General features: G+C 60.6%; 21 protein-coding genes. 13 read left to right on the forward strand and 8 right to left on the reverse strand.

Annotated features, from left to right (window positions below; translation table 11 throughout):
* The first annotated feature begins 67 nt into the window (after positions 1-67).
* The 11 genes from BLP23_RS19040 to ureG all read left to right on the forward strand — a co-directional run bounded on the left by BLP23_RS19040 (position 68) and on the right by ureG (position 7,717).
* Entirely contained in the window at positions 68-889 is an 822-nt protein-coding gene (locus BLP23_RS19040) for an urease accessory protein UreD (protein WP_092586405.1), read from the forward strand.
* A 22-nt stretch (positions 890-911) separates the two neighbouring features.
* Positions 912-1,214 carry an urease subunit gamma gene (locus BLP23_RS19045; protein ID WP_022716975.1) on the forward strand — a complete coding sequence of 101 codons (303 nt, stop codon included), beginning with the start codon at positions 912-914 and terminating at the stop codon, positions 1,212-1,214.
* 10 nt (positions 1,215-1,224) lie between these two features.
* Complete coding sequence (locus tag BLP23_RS19050) at positions 1,225-1,479, forward strand: DUF1272 domain-containing protein (RefSeq protein WP_092586406.1); 255 nt, start codon at positions 1,225-1,227, stop codon at positions 1,477-1,479.
* Between the two features lie 10 nt (positions 1,480-1,489).
* Positions 1,490-1,795 (forward strand): urease subunit beta, encoded by a 306-nt coding sequence (locus tag BLP23_RS19055; protein ID WP_022716977.1) that lies wholly within the window; start codon positions 1,490-1,492, stop codon positions 1,793-1,795.
* Between the two features lie 23 nt (positions 1,796-1,818).
* Positions 1,819-2,232 (forward strand): lysozyme inhibitor LprI family protein, encoded by a 414-nt coding sequence (locus BLP23_RS19060; protein WP_092586407.1) that lies wholly within the window; start codon positions 1,819-1,821, stop codon positions 2,230-2,232.
* A gap of 11 nt (positions 2,233-2,243) precedes the next feature.
* Positions 2,244-2,867: a Urease operon accessory protein gene (locus BLP23_RS19065; protein WP_092586502.1), complete on the forward strand. Its 624-nt coding sequence runs from the start codon at positions 2,244-2,246 to the stop codon at positions 2,865-2,867.
* A gap of 3 nt (positions 2,868-2,870) precedes the next feature.
* Positions 2,871-4,583 (forward strand): urease subunit alpha, encoded by a 1,713-nt coding sequence (ureC, locus tag BLP23_RS19070; RefSeq protein WP_022716980.1) that lies wholly within the window; start codon positions 2,871-2,873, stop codon positions 4,581-4,583.
* 343 nt (positions 4,584-4,926) lie between these two features.
* Complete coding sequence (locus tag BLP23_RS19075; protein ID WP_092586408.1) at positions 4,927-5,793, forward strand: GGDEF domain-containing protein; 867 nt, start codon at positions 4,927-4,929, stop codon at positions 5,791-5,793.
* Positions 5,794-5,871: 78 nt separating this feature from the next.
* A complete protein-coding gene (gene ureE / locus BLP23_RS19080; protein WP_092586409.1) occupies positions 5,872-6,351 on the forward strand; it encodes an urease accessory protein UreE in 480 nt (159 codons plus the stop codon).
* Positions 6,352-6,357: 6 nt separating this feature from the next.
* Complete coding sequence (locus tag BLP23_RS19085; RefSeq protein WP_092586410.1) at positions 6,358-7,029, forward strand: urease accessory protein UreF; 672 nt, start codon at positions 6,358-6,360, stop codon at positions 7,027-7,029.
* 76 nt (positions 7,030-7,105) lie between these two features.
* The gene (gene ureG, locus BLP23_RS19090; protein WP_092586411.1) at positions 7,106-7,717 is read left to right on the forward strand and encodes an urease accessory protein UreG; all 612 of its coding nucleotides are present in this window, start codon (positions 7,106-7,108) and stop codon (positions 7,715-7,717) included.
* A 105-nt stretch (positions 7,718-7,822) separates the two neighbouring features.
* Here ureG and BLP23_RS19095 read toward each other — a convergent pair whose 3' ends face one another.
* Both BLP23_RS19095 and BLP23_RS19100 read right to left on the reverse strand, forming a co-directional pair.
* Complete coding sequence (locus BLP23_RS19095) at positions 7,823-7,975, reverse strand: heme-degrading domain-containing protein (RefSeq protein ID WP_208603172.1); 153 nt, start codon at positions 7,973-7,975, stop codon at positions 7,823-7,825.
* Between the two features lie 71 nt (positions 7,976-8,046).
* The gene (locus BLP23_RS19100) at positions 8,047-8,745 is read right to left on the reverse strand and encodes a type 1 glutamine amidotransferase domain-containing protein (RefSeq protein WP_092586412.1); all 699 of its coding nucleotides are present in this window, start codon (positions 8,743-8,745) and stop codon (positions 8,047-8,049) included.
* Positions 8,746-8,913: 168 nt separating this feature from the next.
* Here BLP23_RS19100 and BLP23_RS19105 point away from each other — a divergent pair, with 168 nt between their 5' ends.
* The gene (locus BLP23_RS19105; protein WP_092586413.1) at positions 8,914-9,822 is read left to right on the forward strand and encodes a LysR family transcriptional regulator; all 909 of its coding nucleotides are present in this window, start codon (positions 8,914-8,916) and stop codon (positions 9,820-9,822) included.
* A 343-nt stretch (positions 9,823-10,165) separates the two neighbouring features.
* On the opposite strand, the gene BLP23_RS19110 is transcribed toward BLP23_RS19105, so the two are convergent.
* The 6 genes from BLP23_RS19110 to BLP23_RS19135 all read right to left on the reverse strand — a co-directional run bounded on the left by BLP23_RS19110 (position 10,166) and on the right by BLP23_RS19135 (position 18,911).
* Positions 10,166-13,471: an efflux RND transporter permease subunit gene (locus BLP23_RS19110; RefSeq protein ID WP_092586414.1), complete on the reverse strand. Its 3,306-nt coding sequence runs from the start codon at positions 13,469-13,471 to the stop codon at positions 10,166-10,168.
* 11 nt (positions 13,472-13,482) lie between these two features.
* Positions 13,483-14,670 carry an efflux RND transporter periplasmic adaptor subunit gene (locus BLP23_RS19115; RefSeq protein ID WP_092586415.1) on the reverse strand — a complete coding sequence of 396 codons (1,188 nt, stop codon included), beginning with the start codon at positions 14,668-14,670 and terminating at the stop codon, positions 13,483-13,485.
* Between the two features lie 411 nt (positions 14,671-15,081).
* The gene (locus tag BLP23_RS19120) at positions 15,082-16,053 is read right to left on the reverse strand and encodes an ABC transporter substrate-binding protein (protein ID WP_039845658.1); all 972 of its coding nucleotides are present in this window, start codon (positions 16,051-16,053) and stop codon (positions 15,082-15,084) included.
* Between the two features lie 54 nt (positions 16,054-16,107).
* On the reverse strand, positions 16,108-17,235 hold the full coding sequence (locus tag BLP23_RS19125; protein ID WP_092586416.1) for an ABC transporter permease: 1,128 nt from the start codon (positions 17,233-17,235) through the stop codon (positions 16,108-16,110).
* Positions 17,232-18,116, reverse strand: a complete 885-nt coding sequence (locus BLP23_RS19130; RefSeq protein ID WP_092586417.1) for an ABC transporter permease — start codon at positions 18,114-18,116, stop codon at positions 17,232-17,234. Before BLP23_RS19130 ends, BLP23_RS19125 begins: the two co-directional genes overlap by 4 nt.
* Positions 18,117-18,128: 12 nt before the next feature.
* On the reverse strand, positions 18,129-18,911 hold the full coding sequence (locus BLP23_RS19135; protein WP_092586418.1) for an ABC transporter ATP-binding protein: 783 nt from the start codon (positions 18,909-18,911) through the stop codon (positions 18,129-18,131).
* 99 nt (positions 18,912-19,010) lie between these two features.
* On the opposite strand from BLP23_RS19135, the gene BLP23_RS19140 reads away from it, so the two are divergent.
* The gene (locus tag BLP23_RS19140; RefSeq protein WP_022716992.1) at positions 19,011-19,424 is read left to right on the forward strand and encodes a cupin domain-containing protein; all 414 of its coding nucleotides are present in this window, start codon (positions 19,011-19,013) and stop codon (positions 19,422-19,424) included.
* Positions 19,425-19,560 lie beyond the last annotated feature (136 nt).

A 19,560-nucleotide genomic window follows, 5' to 3' on the forward strand; every position in this document is an offset into this window, starting at 1 on the left:
TGCTTTCAATTATTTGCGGCATTGAATGAGAACGGCCGGGCAAACGGCGAAGGCACAAGGGAATGGAATGACGATCGCGGCGGCAATCACCAGACCACAAAGGGCACAGGGGCGCGGGCACCTGGCCGCGAAGCTGCTGGACGGGCGGGCGCGCATCCGCGAACTCTATCAGGAAGGTGCCGCCAAGATACGCCTCCCGGAGACTTTCGATGCTTCCATGGAGGCGGTCATCATCAATACGGCGGGCGGGTTAACCGGTGGCGACCAGATGAACTGGAGCGTCGTTGCAGGTCCAATCACACGTATCGATGTGACGACGCAGGCCTGCGAGAAGATCTACAAGGCATCCGCTGGAACGGCCGAAGTCACGACAACGATCGAGGTCGGCGCGAATGCACGGGTCGACTGGCTGCCGCAGGAGACGATCCTGTTCGATCGCGCCTCGCTGTTCCGCCGCCTCGACGTCGATCTCGACGAGACGGCGGAGTTCCTGGCCGTCGAGGCGATCCTGCTCGGCCGCAAGGCGATGGGCGAGAAGATGGAGACCGGCCTTTTCCGTGATCGCTGGCGGATTCGCCGCGCTGGTAAGCTGATCCATGCCGAGGAGTTGCGGCTTGATGGCGCCATCGGCGCGCTGACTGCTTGCCAGCCCGTCCTCAGCGGACAGGTGGCTTTTGCAACGTTGCTCTATGCCGGGCCTCTTGCAGAAGCCTATCTCGCGAGAGTGCGCCCGCTACTCGGCGGACATGCGGCAGGCGCCAGCGCTTGGAACGGCAAGCTCGTGGTGCGCGCTGCAGCCGCTGACGGCTTTGCCCTCAGAAAAATCCTGATCCCGGTCATTTCCGCCTTGCGCAACGGTGCGCCTGTGCCGAAAGTCTGGAATCTCTAGTTTCAAAGCAGATGGATCGACGATGAACCTCACTCCGAGAGAAAAAGACAAGCTGCTGATCTCCATGGCAGCGATGGTAGCGCGGCGCCGGCTGGAGCGCGGCGTGAAGCTCAATCATCCCGAAGCGATCGCGCTGATCACCGACTTTGTCGTGGAAGGCGCGCGTGACGGCCGCCCGGTCGCCGAATTGATGGAGGCGGGCGCTCATGTCATCGGCCGGCATCAGGTGATGGAAGGCGTTCCCGAGATGATCCATGATGTGCAGGTGGAAGCGACCTTCCCGGACGGCACCAAGCTCGTCACCGTCCACGAACCGATCCGCTGAGGAGGTCGCAATGCTCGAACTTCGTCCGAACTGCGAATGCTGCGACAAGGATCTGCCGGCGGAAAGCCGCGAGGCGATGATCTGCACTTTCGAGTGCACCTTCTGCGCCGATTGTGCGAGCGATGTGCTCCAGGGCAAATGCCCCAATTGCGGCGGTGAGTTCACTTGCCGCCCCGTGCGTCCGGCCGCCATGCTCGCCAAATATCCGGCATCGACGAAACGTATCTTGAAGGCCGAGGGCTGCGTGCCCGTGAAGGCTGCGTGAGGACAATAAGATGATCCCAGGCGAAATCATTGCCGCAAGCGGCGACATAGAACTAAACGCCGGTGCGCCGACCGTCACCATTGAAGTGTCGAACACCGGCGATCGCCCGGTGCAGGTCGGCAGCCACTACCATTTTGCCGAGACCAATGCCGGCCTCTCCTTCGATCGCGACAAGGTGCAGGGCATGCGCCTCGACATCCCGGCGGGCACCGCCGTGCGTTTCGAGCCGGGTCAGACGCGTTCCGTGACACTCATCCCACTCTCCGGCAAGCGTGAGGTCTACGGCTTCCGCCAGCTCGTGATGGGTAAGCTCTGAGCAGAAAAAGACGGGAGGAGACGATGCGGTTGAATTTGTACCTGACCGGCGCTGCGGCGGTAATGATCGTGGCTGGCGCCGCGCAGGCCCAGGAGCCGGATTGCAAGAACCCGAAGACGCAAGCCGACATGACTTTCTGCGAGCAGTCCCGATACGAGGCGGCCGATACGGCGCTCAACGAGCAGTGGAAGAAGACGCGTGCAGCGCTCGCGGCGACCGACAAGGATCTGGACGAGAAGGATCGCGGAGCCGAAAAAGCGCTGCTAACCGCGCAGCGCGCCTGGATTTCCTATCGGGACGCCCAGTGCGAGGCTTATGGCTTCCAGGCCCGTGGCGGCACGATGGAGCCTATGCTGGTCGCAGGTTGCCTTGCCAATCTGAGCGACGAACGCACCAAGCAGCTCAAAGAGCTTTCCGACGCGGTGGGACTGAGGTGAGCCGCAAGATCATGATCGTCGGCAATGGGGAAATCGGTGAAGAGGGAGCAGCGGCAATCGCGGCTGCGGACTTCGTCATCCGTTTCAACGAATGTCGCTCCTATGCCGCAAGCCCCGGCCGCACCGACGTCGTAGCCGTCTGCAACACCGGGCGCCCCGCCAAGGCGATGTTGAGTTCGGATACTTGGCGGACGCACCCGGCCGTCATGGAGGCCTCGGAAATCTGGAGTGTCCGCGATCCCGAAAAATTCGCCGTCTTGCGGGCGCCGCTCGCCGTTTCGCATCCTGAGCTCGACGACTTTTGCGACGATTATACGAGTCACTTCAACGTCTTCTGCGAGCACGCTGGCAAGGAACATATAGTCGTTGAGAAAGTGATTCATGAAGCAGTCGACGACGCCCTGGCGACCTTTGATCCCGCGCCTTATGTCGTTCCGAGCAGCGGCATGATCGCGATTGCCGCGACCTTCCGCAGATTTCCGGAGGTCGAGATCGGCCTTGCCGGCTTCAGTCATTCCGGCTGGGAGTGGCATCCTTTCGCCGCCGAAAGGCAGCTTGTCGACAGCTACATCGCCAATGGCCGGCTGACGCGCCATCCTGCCGATACGTCTCTTTCTTCCTCCCAAGGAGCCTGACATATGCCCCACAAGATTTCCCGCGCCGCCTATGCCAGCATGTTCGGCCCGACCGTTGGCGACAAGGTGCGCCTCGCCGATACCGAGCTCTTCATCGAGGTCGAAAAAGATTTCACGACCTATGGCGAAGAGGTGAAGTTCGGCGGCGGCAAGGTGATCCGCGACGGTATGGGGCAGAGCCAGGTGACGCGCGCCAACGGTGCGGTCGATACCGTCATCACCAATGCGGTGATTGTCGATCATACCGGCATCGTGAAAGCCGATATCGGCCTCAAGGACGGACGCATCGTCGCGATCGGCAAGGCTGGCAACCCGGACACGCAGCCGGGCGTCAACATCATCGTCGGACCAGGCACCGAGGCGATCGCGGGCGAAGGCAAGATCGTGACGGCCGGCGGGATGGACAGCCACATCCACTTCATCTGCCCGCAGCAGATCGAAGAAGCGCTGATGAGCGGTCTCACCTGCATGCTCGGCGGCGGCACCGGCCCAGCGCATGGCACATTGGCGACGACCTGCACGCCCGGCCCGTGGCACCTCGCTCGGATGATCGAAGCGGCCGACGCCTTCCCGATGAACCTCGCCTTCGCCGGCAAGGGCAATGCATCGCTGCCCGGCGCGCTCGAGGAAATGGTGCTTGCAGGCGCCACCTCACTGAAGCTGCACGAAGACTGGGGCACGACGCCCGGCGCGATCGACTGCTGCCTGACGGTTGCCGACCAATACGACGTGCAGGTGATGATCCATACCGACACGCTAAACGAAAGCGGCTTTGTCGAAGACACGATCGGCGCCATCAAGGGCCGCACGATCCATGCCTTTCACACGGAAGGGGCAGGCGGCGGCCACGCGCCGGACATCATCAAGATCTGCGGCCAATCCAACGTTATCCCGTCTTCCACCAATCCCACGCGGCCCTACACGGTCAATACGATCGCTGAACATCTCGACATGCTGATGGTCTGCCATCACCTGTCGCCGTCGATCCCGGAAGACATCGCCTTTGCCGAAAGCCGCATCCGCAAGGAAACGATCGCAGCAGAAGACATCCTGCACGATATCGGCGCCTTCTCGATCATCTCGTCGGACAGCCAGGCCATGGGCCGTGTTGGCGAGGTGGCAATCCGCACATGGCAGACGGCCGACAAGATGAAGCGCCAGCGTGGCCGTCTGAAAGAAGAGAAGGGCGACAATGACAATTTCCGCGTCCGCCGTTACATCGCCAAATACACGATCAATCCGGCGATTGCGCATGGCCTTTCCCATGAGATCGGCTCGATTGAAGTCGGCAAGCGCGCCGATCTGGTCATCTGGAATCCCGCCTTCTTCGGTGTGAAGCCGGACATGGTGCTGCTCGGCGGCTCGATTGCCGCTGCACCTATGGGCGATCCGAACGCCTCCATCCCGACGCCGCAGCCGGTGCATTACCGGCCGATGTTTGCCTCCTACGGCAAGAGCCTCACCAATTCCTCCGTCACCTTCGTTTCCCAGGCGTCGCTCGATGCCGGGCTGAAGGGAAGGCTGGGTGTCGCCAAGGACCTCGTTGCGGTCAAAAACACTCGCGGCGGCATCTCCAAGGCATCGATGATCCACAACAGCCTGACGCCGCATATCGAGGTGGATCCGGAAACCTACGAGGTGCGCGCCGATGGCGAACTGCTCACCTGCGAACCAGCAACTGTGCTGCCGATGGCGCAACGCTACTTCCTCTTTTAGGGCATCAGGAGCGCTGGCTTTGTCCGCCGGCGCTCCTAAAGCGCCAATCAAAATTGCTCATCACATGGTTGTATAAAGCGATGAAAATTTGTCGCGAGCAACAGTCGCATGCATTCGAGATACGGAAATCCTTTCGATTTAAAATAATCGTTTATTTTCAATTGCTTGGATTTATATTGGAGGCTATCGATGTTGCTTGCCGCAGCATGGAAACCGAGCGCGGAAACAATACAACATTAAATCGTATAAACTCGTTCCAATTTTAACGATCTGCTTAAGAAGCCGGCAGGAGTTGAGCTCTAATCAGATATCTCCGGGGACGCCGAGCTGGAGGTCGATTCTCATGAGGAGCTGGATTTTTCTCCAGGCTGAACTTGGCAATTTTCACCATCGCGGCACGATTTTCAGCTTTGCGCTGAAGATGAGTTTTGCCGCCGTTATCCTATCGATACTGTTGATCCTTGCAGTGATGCCGCCGCTTGCCTTCCTCGACGTGCTGCCGTTCACGCTCGCTCTTACCATCAGCTACAGCATCGTGCTGTCCTGGCTTCTCAGTGGCATTGTCTGCGGCATTCTTTCGTTGATCGTCGGCCATGCAATGCATCAGCTGACGGTATCGCGCGCGGAGTTCGAAAAGCTCAGCCGGATCGATATGCTGTCCGGCCTGTTGAACCGCCGTGCGTTTGCGGAAGCGCTCGACAGCATCGATGACGACGCCTCGCTGGTGATTTTCGATGTCGACCGTTTCAAGGCGATAAACGACCGTTTCGGCCATGCCTGCGGCGATGCCGTCATCATAGCCGTTTCCGCAATTCTCGCCTCGGCATTCGACGGTTCTTCGGTCGTCGCACGTCTCGGAGGCGAAGAGTTCGGCGTTATCGTTTCAGGCGGTGACGTTGAAGAACGGCTACAGAAGATCGAAGCGGTAAAGACGCAGATTGCCCGACGGTCGATCGCTGCTGACGGCTGCGACATATCGATCACTATTTCGGCAGGTATTGCCGATCTTCTGCCCGGGCGCAGCAAGGAGGCCGTTTATGCGTCCGCCGACAAGGCGCTTTATCTGGCAAAAGCGCTTGGCCGCAACCGCGTCGTGCATGAAAGGAACGCGTTGGACCACACATGGCATCACCATCTGACCGAGGGCGGCCTTGGCGTCCAGGGTGCGGTGCCAGATTACGACGGTACACAGCGCGCCTATGGCATATAACGGCCGCGCGAAGGCATTGGCGCTTGCGCTGCCAGGCGCTATTTTGCATGGTCTTGATCTCACAGAAACGGACATGTCATGCAGCGCGTCACCTCCTATCTTCCGGCCGGAACCCCGTCTACCAACCCTATCGGCAAAGTCGTCCTGCCGCATGATCTGAGGCATCTACGCCGGAAGCTCCTGCATCTCGAAAACGGCGACATGGTCATGCTCGACCTGAAGGAGCCGGTTTTGTTTGCAAGCGGCGACATGCTGGTGCTCGAGGACGGCGAGCTCATCGAAGTCCAGGCTGCTGACGAGAAGCTTTTCGAGATCAGGGGCCGGGACCGGCTGCATCTTATCGAGCTTGCCTGGCACCTCGGCAACCGCCACCTCGGCGCGCAGATCGAAGAGGAGCGCATCCTGATCCTGCGCGACCACGTGATCCGGTCGATGCTCGAAGGGCTCGGAGCGACGGTCAGAGAGGTCACCGAGCCTTTCCAGCCCGCCCGCGGGGCCTACCATTCACACGGTGGTCACTCACATGGGCACGACCACGGCCACCACGCGCATGATTAAGCTGCAATGAGCGAGAGCGCCGACCTGCAGGCCCTGCTGCGTCTCATGGCATGGCTCTCGCCGGCCTTTCCGGTCGGCTCGTTTGCCTATTCCAACGGCCTCGAGCGCGCCGTCCATGACGGGCTTGTTACGGATGCAGCCTCGCTGGACGGATGGATCGAAACGCTACTTTCCCATGGGAGCATCTGGAACGATGCCGTGCTCTTCGCCGCGAGCTGGCGGGCGCAATCGGATGCAGGAGAGCTTGCGGAGCTTGCCGTGCTGGCGGAGGCCCTTGCCGGCTCGCGGGAGCGCTATCAGGAGACCATGCTGCTCGGTGATGCCTTTCTGGCGGCGGCGCGCGCCTGGCCCGATACCGTCCTTGATCGCCTGCCGCAAGCCATTGCCTATCCCGTTGCCGTGGGCGCAGTCGCCGGCGCGCATGGCATCGAACTGCAAAAGGCGCTCGCAGCCTTCCTGCATGCCTATGTCTCGCAATCGGTCTCGGCGGGCATCCGGCTCGGCGTCGCCGGGCAGAATGACGGCGTGGCTATCCTGGCGCGGCTGGAGGAGGCGATTGCCGCGACTGCTCATCGTGCGTCCGGCTCGACGCTCGACGATATGGGTTCGGCGGCGGTTCAGGCGGATATCGCCTCGCTGCGGCACGAGACGCAGACGACGAGGCTCTTCCGATCGTGATCGGAGCATCTGCGCTATTTGCCGGTGGTAGCGCCGTTATCCGGACGCTATCATCGGCCGAATTGGAGTGTGACATATGAAATCAAGAAACGGACCTCTTCGTGTGGGCATCGGCGGGCCTGTCGGCTCTGGAAAGACGGCGCTGACGGAGAAGCTCTGCAAGGCGATGCGCGACGACTATTCCATCGCCGTCGTCACGAATGACATCTATACGACCGAGGATGCCGAAGCGCTGATGCGCATGCAGGCGCTGCCATCTGACCGCATCGTCGGCGTGGAAACCGGCGGCTGCCCGCATACGGCGATCCGCGAAGATGCGACGATCAATCTCCAGGCGATCGCTGGCCTGAATGCGCGTATTCCGGACCTCGATGTCGTCTTCATCGAATCCGGCGGTGACAACCTGGCAGCGACATTTTCGCCCGATCTGGCCGATATCACCATCTATGTGATCTCCGTCTGCCAGGGCGAGGAAATCCCCCGCAAGGGCGGGCCCGGCATCACCAGGTCGGACCTTTTGGTGATCAACAAGAAGGACCTCGCACCCTATGTTGGCGCCGATCTCGACGTCATGGACCGCGATGCGGCGCGCATGCGCGAGACGCGTCCTTTTGTCTTCTCTGACATGAAGCGTGGCGAGGGCATCGGCCCCATCGTGAGCTTCCTGAAGAAGCAGGGCGGGCTCTAAGAACGGACGAGTCCCTGGTTCCTGCATTGGCGACAGCGTCAATTAGCCTCGTCGCCGTCCGCGGGCAGGAAATGCGTTTCCCGCTCGCTTTCCGGAATTTCTTCGTCAACTGAAAACGGGAATGCGACGATCGTCATGCCCAGACGAATCAACGACGGCGATTGAGCCGGCGACATCCAGCGTGCGGGCGGGGGCGATGGATCTGTCTGCCATCTGTAGAGCGTCCGACAGCAATATCGTTGGAATGGTGGCGGACATGACAAACTCCGGTTTCTGAAGACGATCTGCCGGCGACGTGAGCCGTCGGCAGATCACGAGTTTCGGTCCGCTCAGGCGGTCTTGGCCTTCCTCTGGCTCAAAGCGGCTAAAAGCGCCTCCGCTGCCTCACTCGATGACGCCGGGTTCTGACCGGTAATAAGCTGGCCATCGACGACTGTGTGTACGCCCCAGTCCTTGACCTTAGAAAAGACCGCGCCGAGGCCGATGAGCTCGTCCTCGACCAGGAACGGCACGACCTTCGTGAGCCCCACAGCCTCTTCCTCGCTGTTGGTGAAGCCGGTGACGTAGCGTCCTTGAACGAACGGTGTGCCGTCGGCATTGGTCACGTGACGCAGGACCCCCGGTGCATGACAGACGAGGGCGATCGGTTTGCCGGCCGCGATGAAGGTTTCGATCAGCTTGAACGAATTCGGATCTTCGGCCAGATCCCACAGCGGCCCGTGGCCGCCGGGGTAGAAGACCGTATCGAAGTCCTTCTCGTCGACGCGGTCCAGGCGCACAGTTTCTGCAAGCTGCGCCTTGGCAACCTCGTCGGCATTGAAGCGCCGCGTAAGGTCGGTCTGGAACATCGGCTCGTCACTCTTGGGGTCGAGAGGCGGCTGGCCGCCCTTCGGTGAGGCGAGGGTGATCTCGGCGCCGGCGTCCTTGAAGACGTAGTACGGCGCTGCCAGTTCTTCGAGCCAGAAGCCGGTCTTCTTGCCGGTATCACCGAGAGTGTCGTGGGAGGTGAGTACCATGAGAACTTTCATTTTCGGATCCTTTCGTCAGATCATGCCGCGCCAAGGAGGCGTCGTAGCCGGTTGATTTGGAGCTCGATCAGCCGCAGCGGCCTGTCGATGAGCTGATAATGGCAGCTGCCCACATATTTTAGAAATTTACTTCTTTGATTTTAGATATTCATATTGGATTATATCTCGATGAAATACGATCTGAACCTGCTCCCGGTTTTCCTGGCCCTGATGGAGGAGCGGAGCGTGACACGGGCTGCAGCGCGACTGGGCATCACCCAGCCGGCGCTGTCCAATTCGTTGAACCGCCTGCGCGATACCCTGCGGGATCCGCTGTTCATCCGGGAAAGGTACGGCATAAAGCCGACGCAACTGGCCGAGGAGATCGCTCCAACGATCGAAGCAGCGTTGGCGCAACTGGACGACCTCATCTTGAACCAGCAGGAGTTTCAGCCAGCAAACGCCGACCGGCTGCTCACGCTTGCCCCCAACAGCTACGTGGAGCTTGTGTTGATGCCAGCCCTCGTCGCGAGGACGCGTGAGCTGGCGCCGGGGATCAAGCTCCGCATGACAGCATTTGGCAACGATCTCGCTGAAACCGGCGTCATTTCCGGTACCACGGCCATGGTGCTTGGCCGGATCGTCGATCCGCCGGACAATCTTGTCGTTCAGCATCTTATGGACGATGGGCTCGCCTGCGCGGTGCGCAAGGATCATCCCGACGTTCAAGACCGTATTTCCCGAGAACAGTATGAAAGGCTCAAGCACGTGAACGTGCTCCCGCCGGGCCGGCTGCGGGTGGGCCTCTTTCAGGCATTGGGACAACAAAACCTCAAGCGAGAGGTTGCCGTTTCTGTCACGCACTTCCTGGCCGTGCCAGAGATGCTTGCCGTCACGGATTACTGCGCAACGCTGCCGAGACTGATCTGCCGCAGCCTTGAGCGGGATCCGCGCCTCAAGATACTACCGGCGCCCGTCGACCTCGGCACTTTTCCAGTGCAGATGGCTTGGCACGTTCGCTACCGCCACGACCCAGCCCACAGGTGGTTGCGTTCGATGATCGGCGAATTGGCAAAAGAAATGGCTTCGGACACCTAGATTAAGATGGCTTTCTTGTATTCGTGTTGTTGGCCGCAAAGGCCAAACCATGCCATTCATCGTGCCTATTCCGATCACCAGATCCAGACTTGCCCGAGCTGTCAGCAAGCGGCAGCTAGGGTCGCACCATGCCACCGATGACGGACTGGCCGAGGCACAGGGAGCATCGCGCTTCCGTCCACGGTCGTATCCAAGGCGGTTGGATCAAGCCGCCTTTTCTTTTCGCTGCTTACCTTTGTTTCGTGGAAAGGTGCGAACGGCCGCTGCAAGCAGCATTCGCGCTTCCCATTCCACATAAATGAAAGGCCGGGTTCGCCCCGGCCTTTCATTGTTCAGTGCAAGCTTACTCGGCTGCGAAAGGCGGCAGGCGGAGCACGTTCTTGTCGTTGGCATTGGCGCTCTTGCGCTTGCCTTCCGGGTTCTCGATCGCCTCCACCCGTTCGCTGAGAGCGCCGACGGCTTCCGTCAGTTCCTCACGGGACATCGCCAGCTCCTCTTGATCCTTCTTGCCGACGAGGCGGCCGAAGAGCCAGCCGAGCAGGAGCGAGAGGTCGTCCATGATCAGGAAAAAGGACGGCACGACGACGAGTGAAAGCACCGTCGAGACGATGATGCCGCCGATCACGGCGATCGCCATCGGCGCACGGAACGAACCGCCTTCGCCGACGCCGAGTGCTGAGGGCAGCATGCCGGCGGACATGGCGATCGAGGTCATGATGATCGGCTGGGCGCGTTTGCGGCCGGCCTCCACCATAGCTTCGACGCGTGTCATGCCGTGACGGCGCATTTCGATTGCGAAGTCGACGAGCAGGATGGCGTTCTTCGTCACGATGCCCATCAGCATGAGGTTGCCGATCAGAACCGGCATCGAGAGCGGATTATTGGTGATGATCAGAGCAACCGCCACACCGCCGATTGCCAGCGGCAGCGAGAATAGGATGGTGAACGGCTGGATCACATCTTTGAACAGCAGGATCAGGACGGCCAGAACCAGCATCAGGCCCATCAGCATCGCGTTGACGAAGCTCTGCTGCATTTCCTTCTGGACCTTCGTGTCGCCACTTTCGACAAGCTGCACGGTCGATGGGATATGGGTGTCCTTGACGATCTGCAGGAAGCGAGCCGACGCCGTATCGAGCGCCACGCCCTGCGGCAGGTCGGAACCGATCGCGACGACGCGATTTCGGTTGTTGCGCTTGATCGAGCTCGCGCCTTCCGCATAGTCGATGTCAGCCACGGTCGAGAGCGGCACGATCCCGCCGCTCGCCGTCTGGATTTTCAGCGCACGGATCGCCGCAAGATCGCGCCGCATATCGATTGCGGTCTGAACGCGGATCGGGATCTGGCGGTCGTCGAGGTTTATCTTGGCAAGCGCGGCGTCGACATCGCCGATCGTGGCGACACGGATCGTATCGGAAATCTGCTCCGGCGTGATGCCTAGGCGGGCGGCCTGGTCCTTGCGCGGACGAACCTGCAGTTCTGGACGCGGCAGGGCGCCTTCGGCACTGACGTTTGCCAGCAGCGGTTCTGCACGCAGCTTCGATTCCAGAAGGCCGACAGCTTCGTTCAGGTCCTTCTCGTTCTTGGAGAGGAAGTTGAACGACAAGTCACGTTCGCCGCGGTCGTTGAGCTTCAAGATTCGGACGTCCGGAATATCCTTCACCCTGGCGAAGACTTCCTTTTCGATATCCCATTGCGGACGTTCGCGGCCATGAACCTCGACCTTCGGCAGATGCGGGCCGATGACCGGGATCGAGCCAAAGACATCGTTGATAACCCTCTTCACTAGCGAGTGGTCCAGCTTGAAGAGCGAAAGCGTGATCGTCGCACGGCGCAGTTCAAGGTCGCCCTTGGGGGATGCGCCGCCGAGAACGAAGACGCTTTCGACGCCGTTGATGTCCTTGACCTTGTTGTAGATCGCATTGGACGTCTGTTCGGTGTCTTCGAGCGTCGCGTTCGGCGGCAGCTCGACGGAAAGCACGATGCGGGACGCATCTTCCGGCGGTAGGAAGCTGCCGGGAACCTGGGCAAGCAGTGCTACCGAACCGATCAGGAAGGCGATCGCCGCAAAGAGCGTCGCATAGCGGGTCCACCAGCGGGCGGTCGTGGCGCGCACGAGACGCGTATAGCCACGGAAGAAGAGGCCGTCATTGTCATGATGGTCATCCTGGCCATCCTGCGCGCGCATCAGGTAGGCGGCCATCATCGGAGTGATTAGACGCGCCACGACGAGCGAGAAGAACACCGAAAAGGCGACCGTCAGGCCGAACTGGATGAAGTACTGGCCGGGAATGCCCGGCATGAACGAGACCGGTACGAAGACGGCAATGATCGTGAATGTCGTGGCGATGACGGCGAGACCGATTTCGTCCGCCGCTTCGATCGCCGCCCGATACGGGGTTTTGCCCATCTTGATGTGCCGGGCGATGTTTTCGATTTCCACGATCGCATCGTCGACGAGGATACCTGTCGCGAGCGTGAGCGCGAGGAAGCTGACGAGGTTCAGCGAGAAGCCCATCAGGTCCATGATCCAGAAGGTCGGGATCGCGGATAGGGGAAGGGCGATCGCCGAAATCAACGTTGCGCGCCAGTTCCGCAGGAACAGGAACACGACGACCACCGCCAGCAGCGAGCCCTCCATCAAGGTGTGGAGGGCAGCTTCATAGTTGCCGTAGGTGAAGTAGACGGAGTCGTTGATCAGCTCGATGCCGACATTTGGATTTTCCGCACGCACCTTGTCGAGGCTTTGCGCCACCGTTTCGGCGACGCTCACTTCGCTGGCGCCCTTGGAGCGGAAGACGCCGAAGGTGACGACGGGCGTATCGTCGAACCGCGAGAACGATTTCGGTTCCTGATAGGTGTCTTTGATGGCGCCGAGTTCGGCGAGCTTGACGAAACGGCCGTTCGGCAGAGCAATCGTCGTATTGGCGAGTTCCGCCACATTGCGGGCGTCGCCGAGAACACGGATCGCCTGCTCGCTGCCCGCCACCTGGCCGCGTCCGGAGCCGAGGTCGACGTTGGTTCCGTGCAGCTGCTTGTTCACGCTGGCGGCAGTGATGCCGTAGGCGTTCAGCTTGTCGGGGTTGAGCTCGATGCGTACTTCACGGTCGGCACCGCCATAGCGGTCCACGCGGCCGATGCCGGCCTGACCTTGGAGGGCGCGCTTGATCGTATCGTCGACGAACCAGGAGAGTTCCTCGAGCGTCATGTCCGGCGAGGAGACGGCAAAGGTCTGGATCGCCTGGCCTTCGACATCGACTTTGGCGACGATCGGTTCCTCGACATTGGCCGGAAGATCGCTGCGGATGCGGTCGATCGCGTCTTTGGTGTCCTGAACCGCCTGCTCCGTCGGCACTTCCATGCGGAACATCACGTTGGTTTGCGACTGACCGTCGGTGACCGTGGACTGGATTTCATCGATGCCGTTGATTGATGCGACGGCGTCTTCGATCTCCTTGGTCACCTGCATTTCGAGTTCGGCAGGCGAAGCGCCGCTCTGTGTCACTGTGATCGAGACGAGTGGCACGTCGATGTTCGGGAAGCGCGTGATCGGCAGCTTGTTGAAGGACTGAATGCCGACAAAAAGCAGCAGCGCGAAAAGCAGCAGCGGCGCTACGGGATTTCGGATGGACCAGGCTGAAAAGTTCATCGGGCCGTCTCTCAGTTGGAAGCAGCGGGCTTTTCGCGAACCGGCGTAATGCGGTCGCCATCGCGGACATAAGCACCGGCCTTGGCAACGACTTCCTCGCCGTCCTTCAGGCCCTTGACAATCTCGATATAGGCGCCGTCCTGGATACCGGTTTCCACTTCGGCGAATTTCACGACTCCGTCTTCGACCTTGCGGGCGGACGAGCCTTCACCGCTCGTCAGAACAGCCGAAAGCGGCAAAGCCACGTTCTCGGCCGTCCTCATGATGATTTCGGCGCTGCCGTACATGCCCGAACGTGCCTTGCTGTCATCATCGATCAGGATATGAACGAAACCGAGGCGCGTCGTCGGATCGACCGTCGGTGAAACCAGGCGCACCGAACCCGTTAGCTTGTCGCGGCTGCCGGCAAGCGAGATCGTCGCCTTCTGGCCCGGCTCGATCTTGACGATATCGCTCTCGCCGACTTCGGCGACCAGTTCGATATCGTTGTCGCGGATGACGGTGAAGAGTGGTTCGCCCGAACCCAGGGCGATCGCGCCGACCTTGGCGTTCTTTGCCGAAACCGTGCCTGCGACTGGGGTCCTCACATCGGTGCGGGCAAGCCTCAAATCCGTGTCGGCGAGCTGGCTGTCGACGACCTTGAGGTCCGCCTGGGCAACTTCGATCGCCTGCTCGGCGGAGTTCACACGGGCGTTGGCAGAGGCGGCAGCGGCTTCTGCCTGTTCCACCGTCGCAGTGGACACCGTGCCCTTTTTGCCCATTTCCTGCGCGCGGGCCTGCTGCTGGCGGGCCTGTTCGGCATTCGCCTCTGCTTCGACCAGTTGTGCCCGCAATTGCGCGAGCGTTGCTTCGCCCTTCGCCTTGGTTGCCACCATCTGGCTCTTTTGCAAGAGCAGCGCGTCGTCGTTCAGCGTCGCAAGCGTGCTGTCTGCCGCAACCTGGTCGCCGACATCGGCATTCAACGTGCGGATCGAAAGGCCCTCGACCTGCGGCTGGATATAGACTTCCTCGACCGGCTTCACGGTGCCGGTCGCAACGACACGATCAACGAGCGTGCGCGTTTTAGCGGTGGTCACGACGATCGCCGGCAGGTTCTGCTGCGGTTTCGTGGTTGCGGTTTCCTGCGCGAAAGCGGGGGTTAGCGCGAGCGCGGCGATCAAAAGGGTGGAGGCGCGTAGTATAGTCAGCGTGCGTGCCATGCGTCGTGATCCAAATTATATGACATAATCAGCCAAAATCGCGCGTTGTCCCTCAGCTCGCGAACAGGCCATTTCGTCTCTGTGCTCTCAGAGGCATTCCCGCATTATTTGCCGTCTCTATTACAGAGAAGTCACTCCTCCGGCAAACCGGCTTGTACTTGGTATCGATTTGCTCGATGCGCAAGACCGGCAGAAAATAATTCCCCTATCCGAACATACTAATTGCCGTTTACGTCCAGATCAATCACCGCAAGCTTATGTGGTCATTCCGATGATTGATCGCAGCCGTATATTCTTAATGACGTGCGAAAGCCTGCCGATGCGACATCGTCCTTGAATTTTTTGTAGCGACGTAAAAAACCGAAAACGCGCGGGTTTCGCCGCGCGTTTCCGTGTTCGGATTGGCTGGAATTACTTCGCAGCCGCGTCCGTGATCTCGTGCGTCCAGGCGCCGGCCGGCTCCTTGTTGATGATCTTCTGGTCGAGAAGAGCCTTGGCCGTGCGATCGTAGAGCGCCGGGTCGAGCTTGCCAGTGCCGTCGCCGATCAGCTTGGCGACTTCGCCCATCATGCGTTTCTGGTGGTTCTCGTCCTGGCCGCCGGCATCGACGACGATCTCGGCTGCTTCATCCGGGTTTTCGGTCGAGTATTTCCAGCCCTTCATCGAAGCCTTGACGAACTTGACCATCTTTTCCTTGAAGGCCGGGTCCTTGAGCTTGTCTTCCATCGCGTAGAGACCGTCTTCGAGAAGGTCGTTGCCCATTTCCGTATAGTTGAAGACGATCAGCTCTTCCGGCTTGAAGCCCGCATCGATCGCCTGCCAGTATTCATTGTAGGTCATGACCGAGATGCAGTCCGCCTGCTTCTGCAGGAGCGGCTGCACGTCGAAGCTCTGCTTCAAGACGGTCACACCATCCGCGCCGCCGTCGGTCTTGAGGCCGAGCTTGTTCATCCAGGCGAAGAACGGGTATTCGTTGCCGAAGAACCAGACGCCGAGGGTGCGGCCCTTGAAGTCGGCTTCGGACTTGATCGGGCCGTCCTTGCGGCAGATCAGCTCCATACCCGACTTCTGGAAGGGTTGGGCGATGTTGACGAGCGGCACGCCCTTTTCGCGGGCAACCAGCGCGCCACCCATCCAGTCGACGATCACATCGGCGCCGCCACCGGCAATGACCTGTTCGGGTGCGATGTCCGGACCGCCCGGCTTGATGTCGACGTCGAGGCCCTCTTCCTCGTAATAGCCTTTCTCCTTGGCGACGTAATAGCCGGCGAACTGGCTCTGCGTGACCCACTTCAGCTGCAGCGTCACCTTGTCGGCGGCCATTGCATGGGCAGCCGCGAGCGACATTGCGCTTGCCATCATTGCAACCATCAGTTTTTTCATTTTCTTTTCCCTCTGAAGTTATGCCCAATCCCATTTGCGAGAATAAAGCGACGTCTAGCCACCACGGATAGACGGATGCCAGAAAGTCACCGCCCTTTCGGCGAGGGCGACGGCCCCATAGAAGATCGAGCCTGCCAGCGCCGCAACGGCGATTTCGGCCCAGACCATGTCGACATTCATGCGCCCGATCTCGGTGGAGATGCGGAAGCCCATTCCGACGATCGGCGTCCCGAAGAATTCCGCAACGATGGCACCAATCAGCGCCAGCGTCGAGTTGATCTTCAGCGCATTGAAAATGAAGGGCATGGCTGCCGGAAGCCGGAGCTTCAGCAACGTCTGCCAGTAGTTCGAGGCATAGGTGCGCATCAGGTCGCGCTCCATGCTGCCGGACGCGGCCAGGCCCGCGACGGTGTTCACCAGCATCGGGAAGAAGGTCATGATGATGACGACCGCGGCCTTCGACGGCCAGTCGAAGCCGAACCACATGACCATGATCGGCGCCACGCCGATGATCGGCAGCGCCGAGACCATATTGCCGATCGGCAGCAGGCCGCGGCGCAGGAACGCCACGCGATCGGCCAGGATCGCGACGATAAAGCCGCTGGCGCAGCCAACGGCGTAGCCGATCAGCACGGCCTTGAAGATCGTCTGCCTAACGTCTTCGCCCAGGATCGGCAGCGACGCGGCGATACGTGTGCCGATAGCGCTTGGCGGCGGTAGGAGCACGAAGGGAATGCCCGCCCCGCGGGTCGCCGTTTCCCAGAGGATCAGGATCCAGGCGCCGAAGATCGCGGGGATCAGCAGGCGCAGGAACGAGCTTTCGAAATTCGAGGCGGACTTGATCTCGCAAAGCACGGTGACGCAGCGCCAGGCAAGCAGCCAGCAGGCGGCGATCAGGAAGAAAAAGGATTTCGCCGCCATGCCTTCGTTGCCGGCAATGCCGGAAAGTAGCATCCAGGCGGCTTCATGAGTGCCGATCAGCAGAACGGTCGCGCAATAGAGCCGCGGCAGAGGCGCTACCGAAATGAGGGCGGTTGCCGCGACGATGACGATGACAAGTGTCACCGTTTGATCGCTGAAGGGGCGGGGGGCGGCTTCGCTGAGGAGCGGCAGCGAGAAAAGCGCCGCGGCGCAGAGAAAAAGAGCGATCAGGGCCTGCCAGGAGACATTCAGCTTCTTCATGCCGGCCTGCCTCCCATGGCGCGATCGACGATCTTCGACACGAGGCCGACGATCGCAACCAGCATGGCCGCCAGCACGGAGCCTGCCACGAGTGCCGCCCATATATCGATCGTCTGGCTGTAGTAGGAGCCCGCCAAAAGCTTCGAACCGATACCGGCCACCGCGCCTGTCGGGAGTTCGCCGACGATTGCGCCGACGAGGCTCGCGGCAATCGCCACCTTCATCGACGTGAAGAGGAAAGGGATCGAGGCCGGGACGCGCAGCTTCCAGAAGGTTTGCAGTGCGGTCGCATTATAGGTGCGCATCAGGTCGAGATGCATGATCTCCGGCGAGCGCAGACCCTTCACCATTCCGACCGCGACGGGAAAGAAGGAGAGATAGGTCGAGATCAGCGCCTTCGGGATCAGGCCGGTGATGTTGATCGCACCGAGCACCACGATGACCATCGGCGCGATCGCCAGGATCGGCACCGTCTGCGATGCGATGATCCAGGGCATCAGGCTACGGTCGAGCGTCTTGATATGCACGATGCCGACGGCGATCGCGATGCCGAGCAGGGTCCCGAGCGCAAAGCCGAGAACCGTCGAGGACAGTGTCACGCCGGCGTGGTAGACGAGGCTGCGATTGCTGGAGAGTTTTCTGAGGAAGGTGTTCTCGAAGACATTGCTCGCCACCTGATGCGGCGCCGGCAGGATCGGCTTCGGCTGCGAGAGCGTCTTTTTGACGAATTCCATCGTGGTGGAAGTGACGTTGCCGCGCTGATCCATGTCCCGCTGGAAGGGCGCGTTCATGAAGATCGCCGCGACATACCAGACGACGATGAGCGCCAGCAGGATCGTCAGGACGGGGATGAACTTGTCCTTGAGGGTGTCGGGTTTCATGGGCCTGCCCTCCTACTCCTCATAGCTATGCCCCGCCCTTAGCCCCTCGCGCACGCGGTGGGCGATTTTCAGGAATTCCGGGGTTTCGCGGATACCGAGGGGGCGCTCCGCCGGGAGCGTGGAGTCGATGACGTCTGTGACGCGACCGGGGCGCGGGGACATGACGACGATTTTCGTGGAGAGGTAGACGGCTTCGGGGATCGAGTGGGTGACGAAGCAGATCGTCTTGTTGGTGCGCGCCCAAAGCTTCAGAAGCTCTTCGTTCAGGTGGTCGCGGACGATTTCGTCGAGTGCGCCGAAAGGTTCGTCCATCAACAGCAGGTCGGCGTCGAAAGCGAGTGCGCGGGCGATCGAGGCACGCTGCTGCATGCCGCCGGAAAGCTGCCAGGGAAATTTCTTCTCAAAGCCGGAGAGGTTGACGAGATCCAGTGCCTCGGCGATGCGCTTTTTCTGGTCGGCCGCGGCATAACGCATGATTTCCAAGGGCAGCGCGATGTTCTTCTCGATCGTCCGCCAAGGATAGAGCGCCGGCGCCTGGAAGACGTAACCATAGGCGCGCGCCTTGCGGGCGTCGTCCGGCGTCAAGCCGTTGACGGTGATCTCGCCCGAGGTCTTCTTCTCCAGATCGGCGATGACGCGCAGGAATGTCGTCTTGCCACAGCCGGATGGACCGATGAAGGAAACGAAATCGCCCTTGCGGACATCGAGATTGACATCGCTCAGCGCATGCACCGGCCCGTCATTCGTCTGGTAGGTGAGACAGAGATCCTTTGCGGATACGACGGATGCTTGCATCGATGCTTTACCAGTCCTGTTTTCCCCGCGTCGCCGCGGTTTGCGTGCTATGATGATCGCCGGTTTTCTTTGCCGCGGCAAAATTCATGGAGAATGACGATGGACGCGAAGTCAAAGCCCACCTGCCACATCATTCGCCCCAGCCACGCCTATAGCGGCAAGCAGGGGCTGAGCTACTTCGAAGGCATCGCTGCGGAAACGGTCGGCGCGAAGGGCATCTGCATGCATCTTCTGACGATCCCACCGGGCGTGCGCGCCAAGGCGCATCTGCACGAGGCGCATGAAACGGCGATTTACATGCTCTCGGGCGAAGCGCACACCTGGTATGGCGACGAGCTGGAGCATCATGTCGTCGTTCATGCCGGCGAGCTGTTTTACATTCCGGCGGGTGTCCCGCATCTGCCGGCGAACCTCAGCAGCACGCCGTGCACCGCGATCATCGCGCGGACAGATCCCAATGAGCAGGAAAGCGTCGTGCTGCTGCCGGAACTGGATGGGTTGGTGGAGGGTTGAAAAATACCCCCCTCTGCCCGTCCGGGCATCCCCCACGCAAGGGGGAACGGATGGAGGATGCTCGTCGATCCCCATGAAAGCGCCGGGCGTATTGTGCCCTTCAACTACGGTGGCGTGGTAGCCGCATGTTCCCGCT

Origin of the sequence: Rhizobium mongolense subsp. loessense (genome assembly GCF_900099775.1) — a bacterium.
GTDB classification, from domain to species: Bacteria; Pseudomonadota; Alphaproteobacteria; order Rhizobiales; family Rhizobiaceae; genus Rhizobium; species Rhizobium loessense.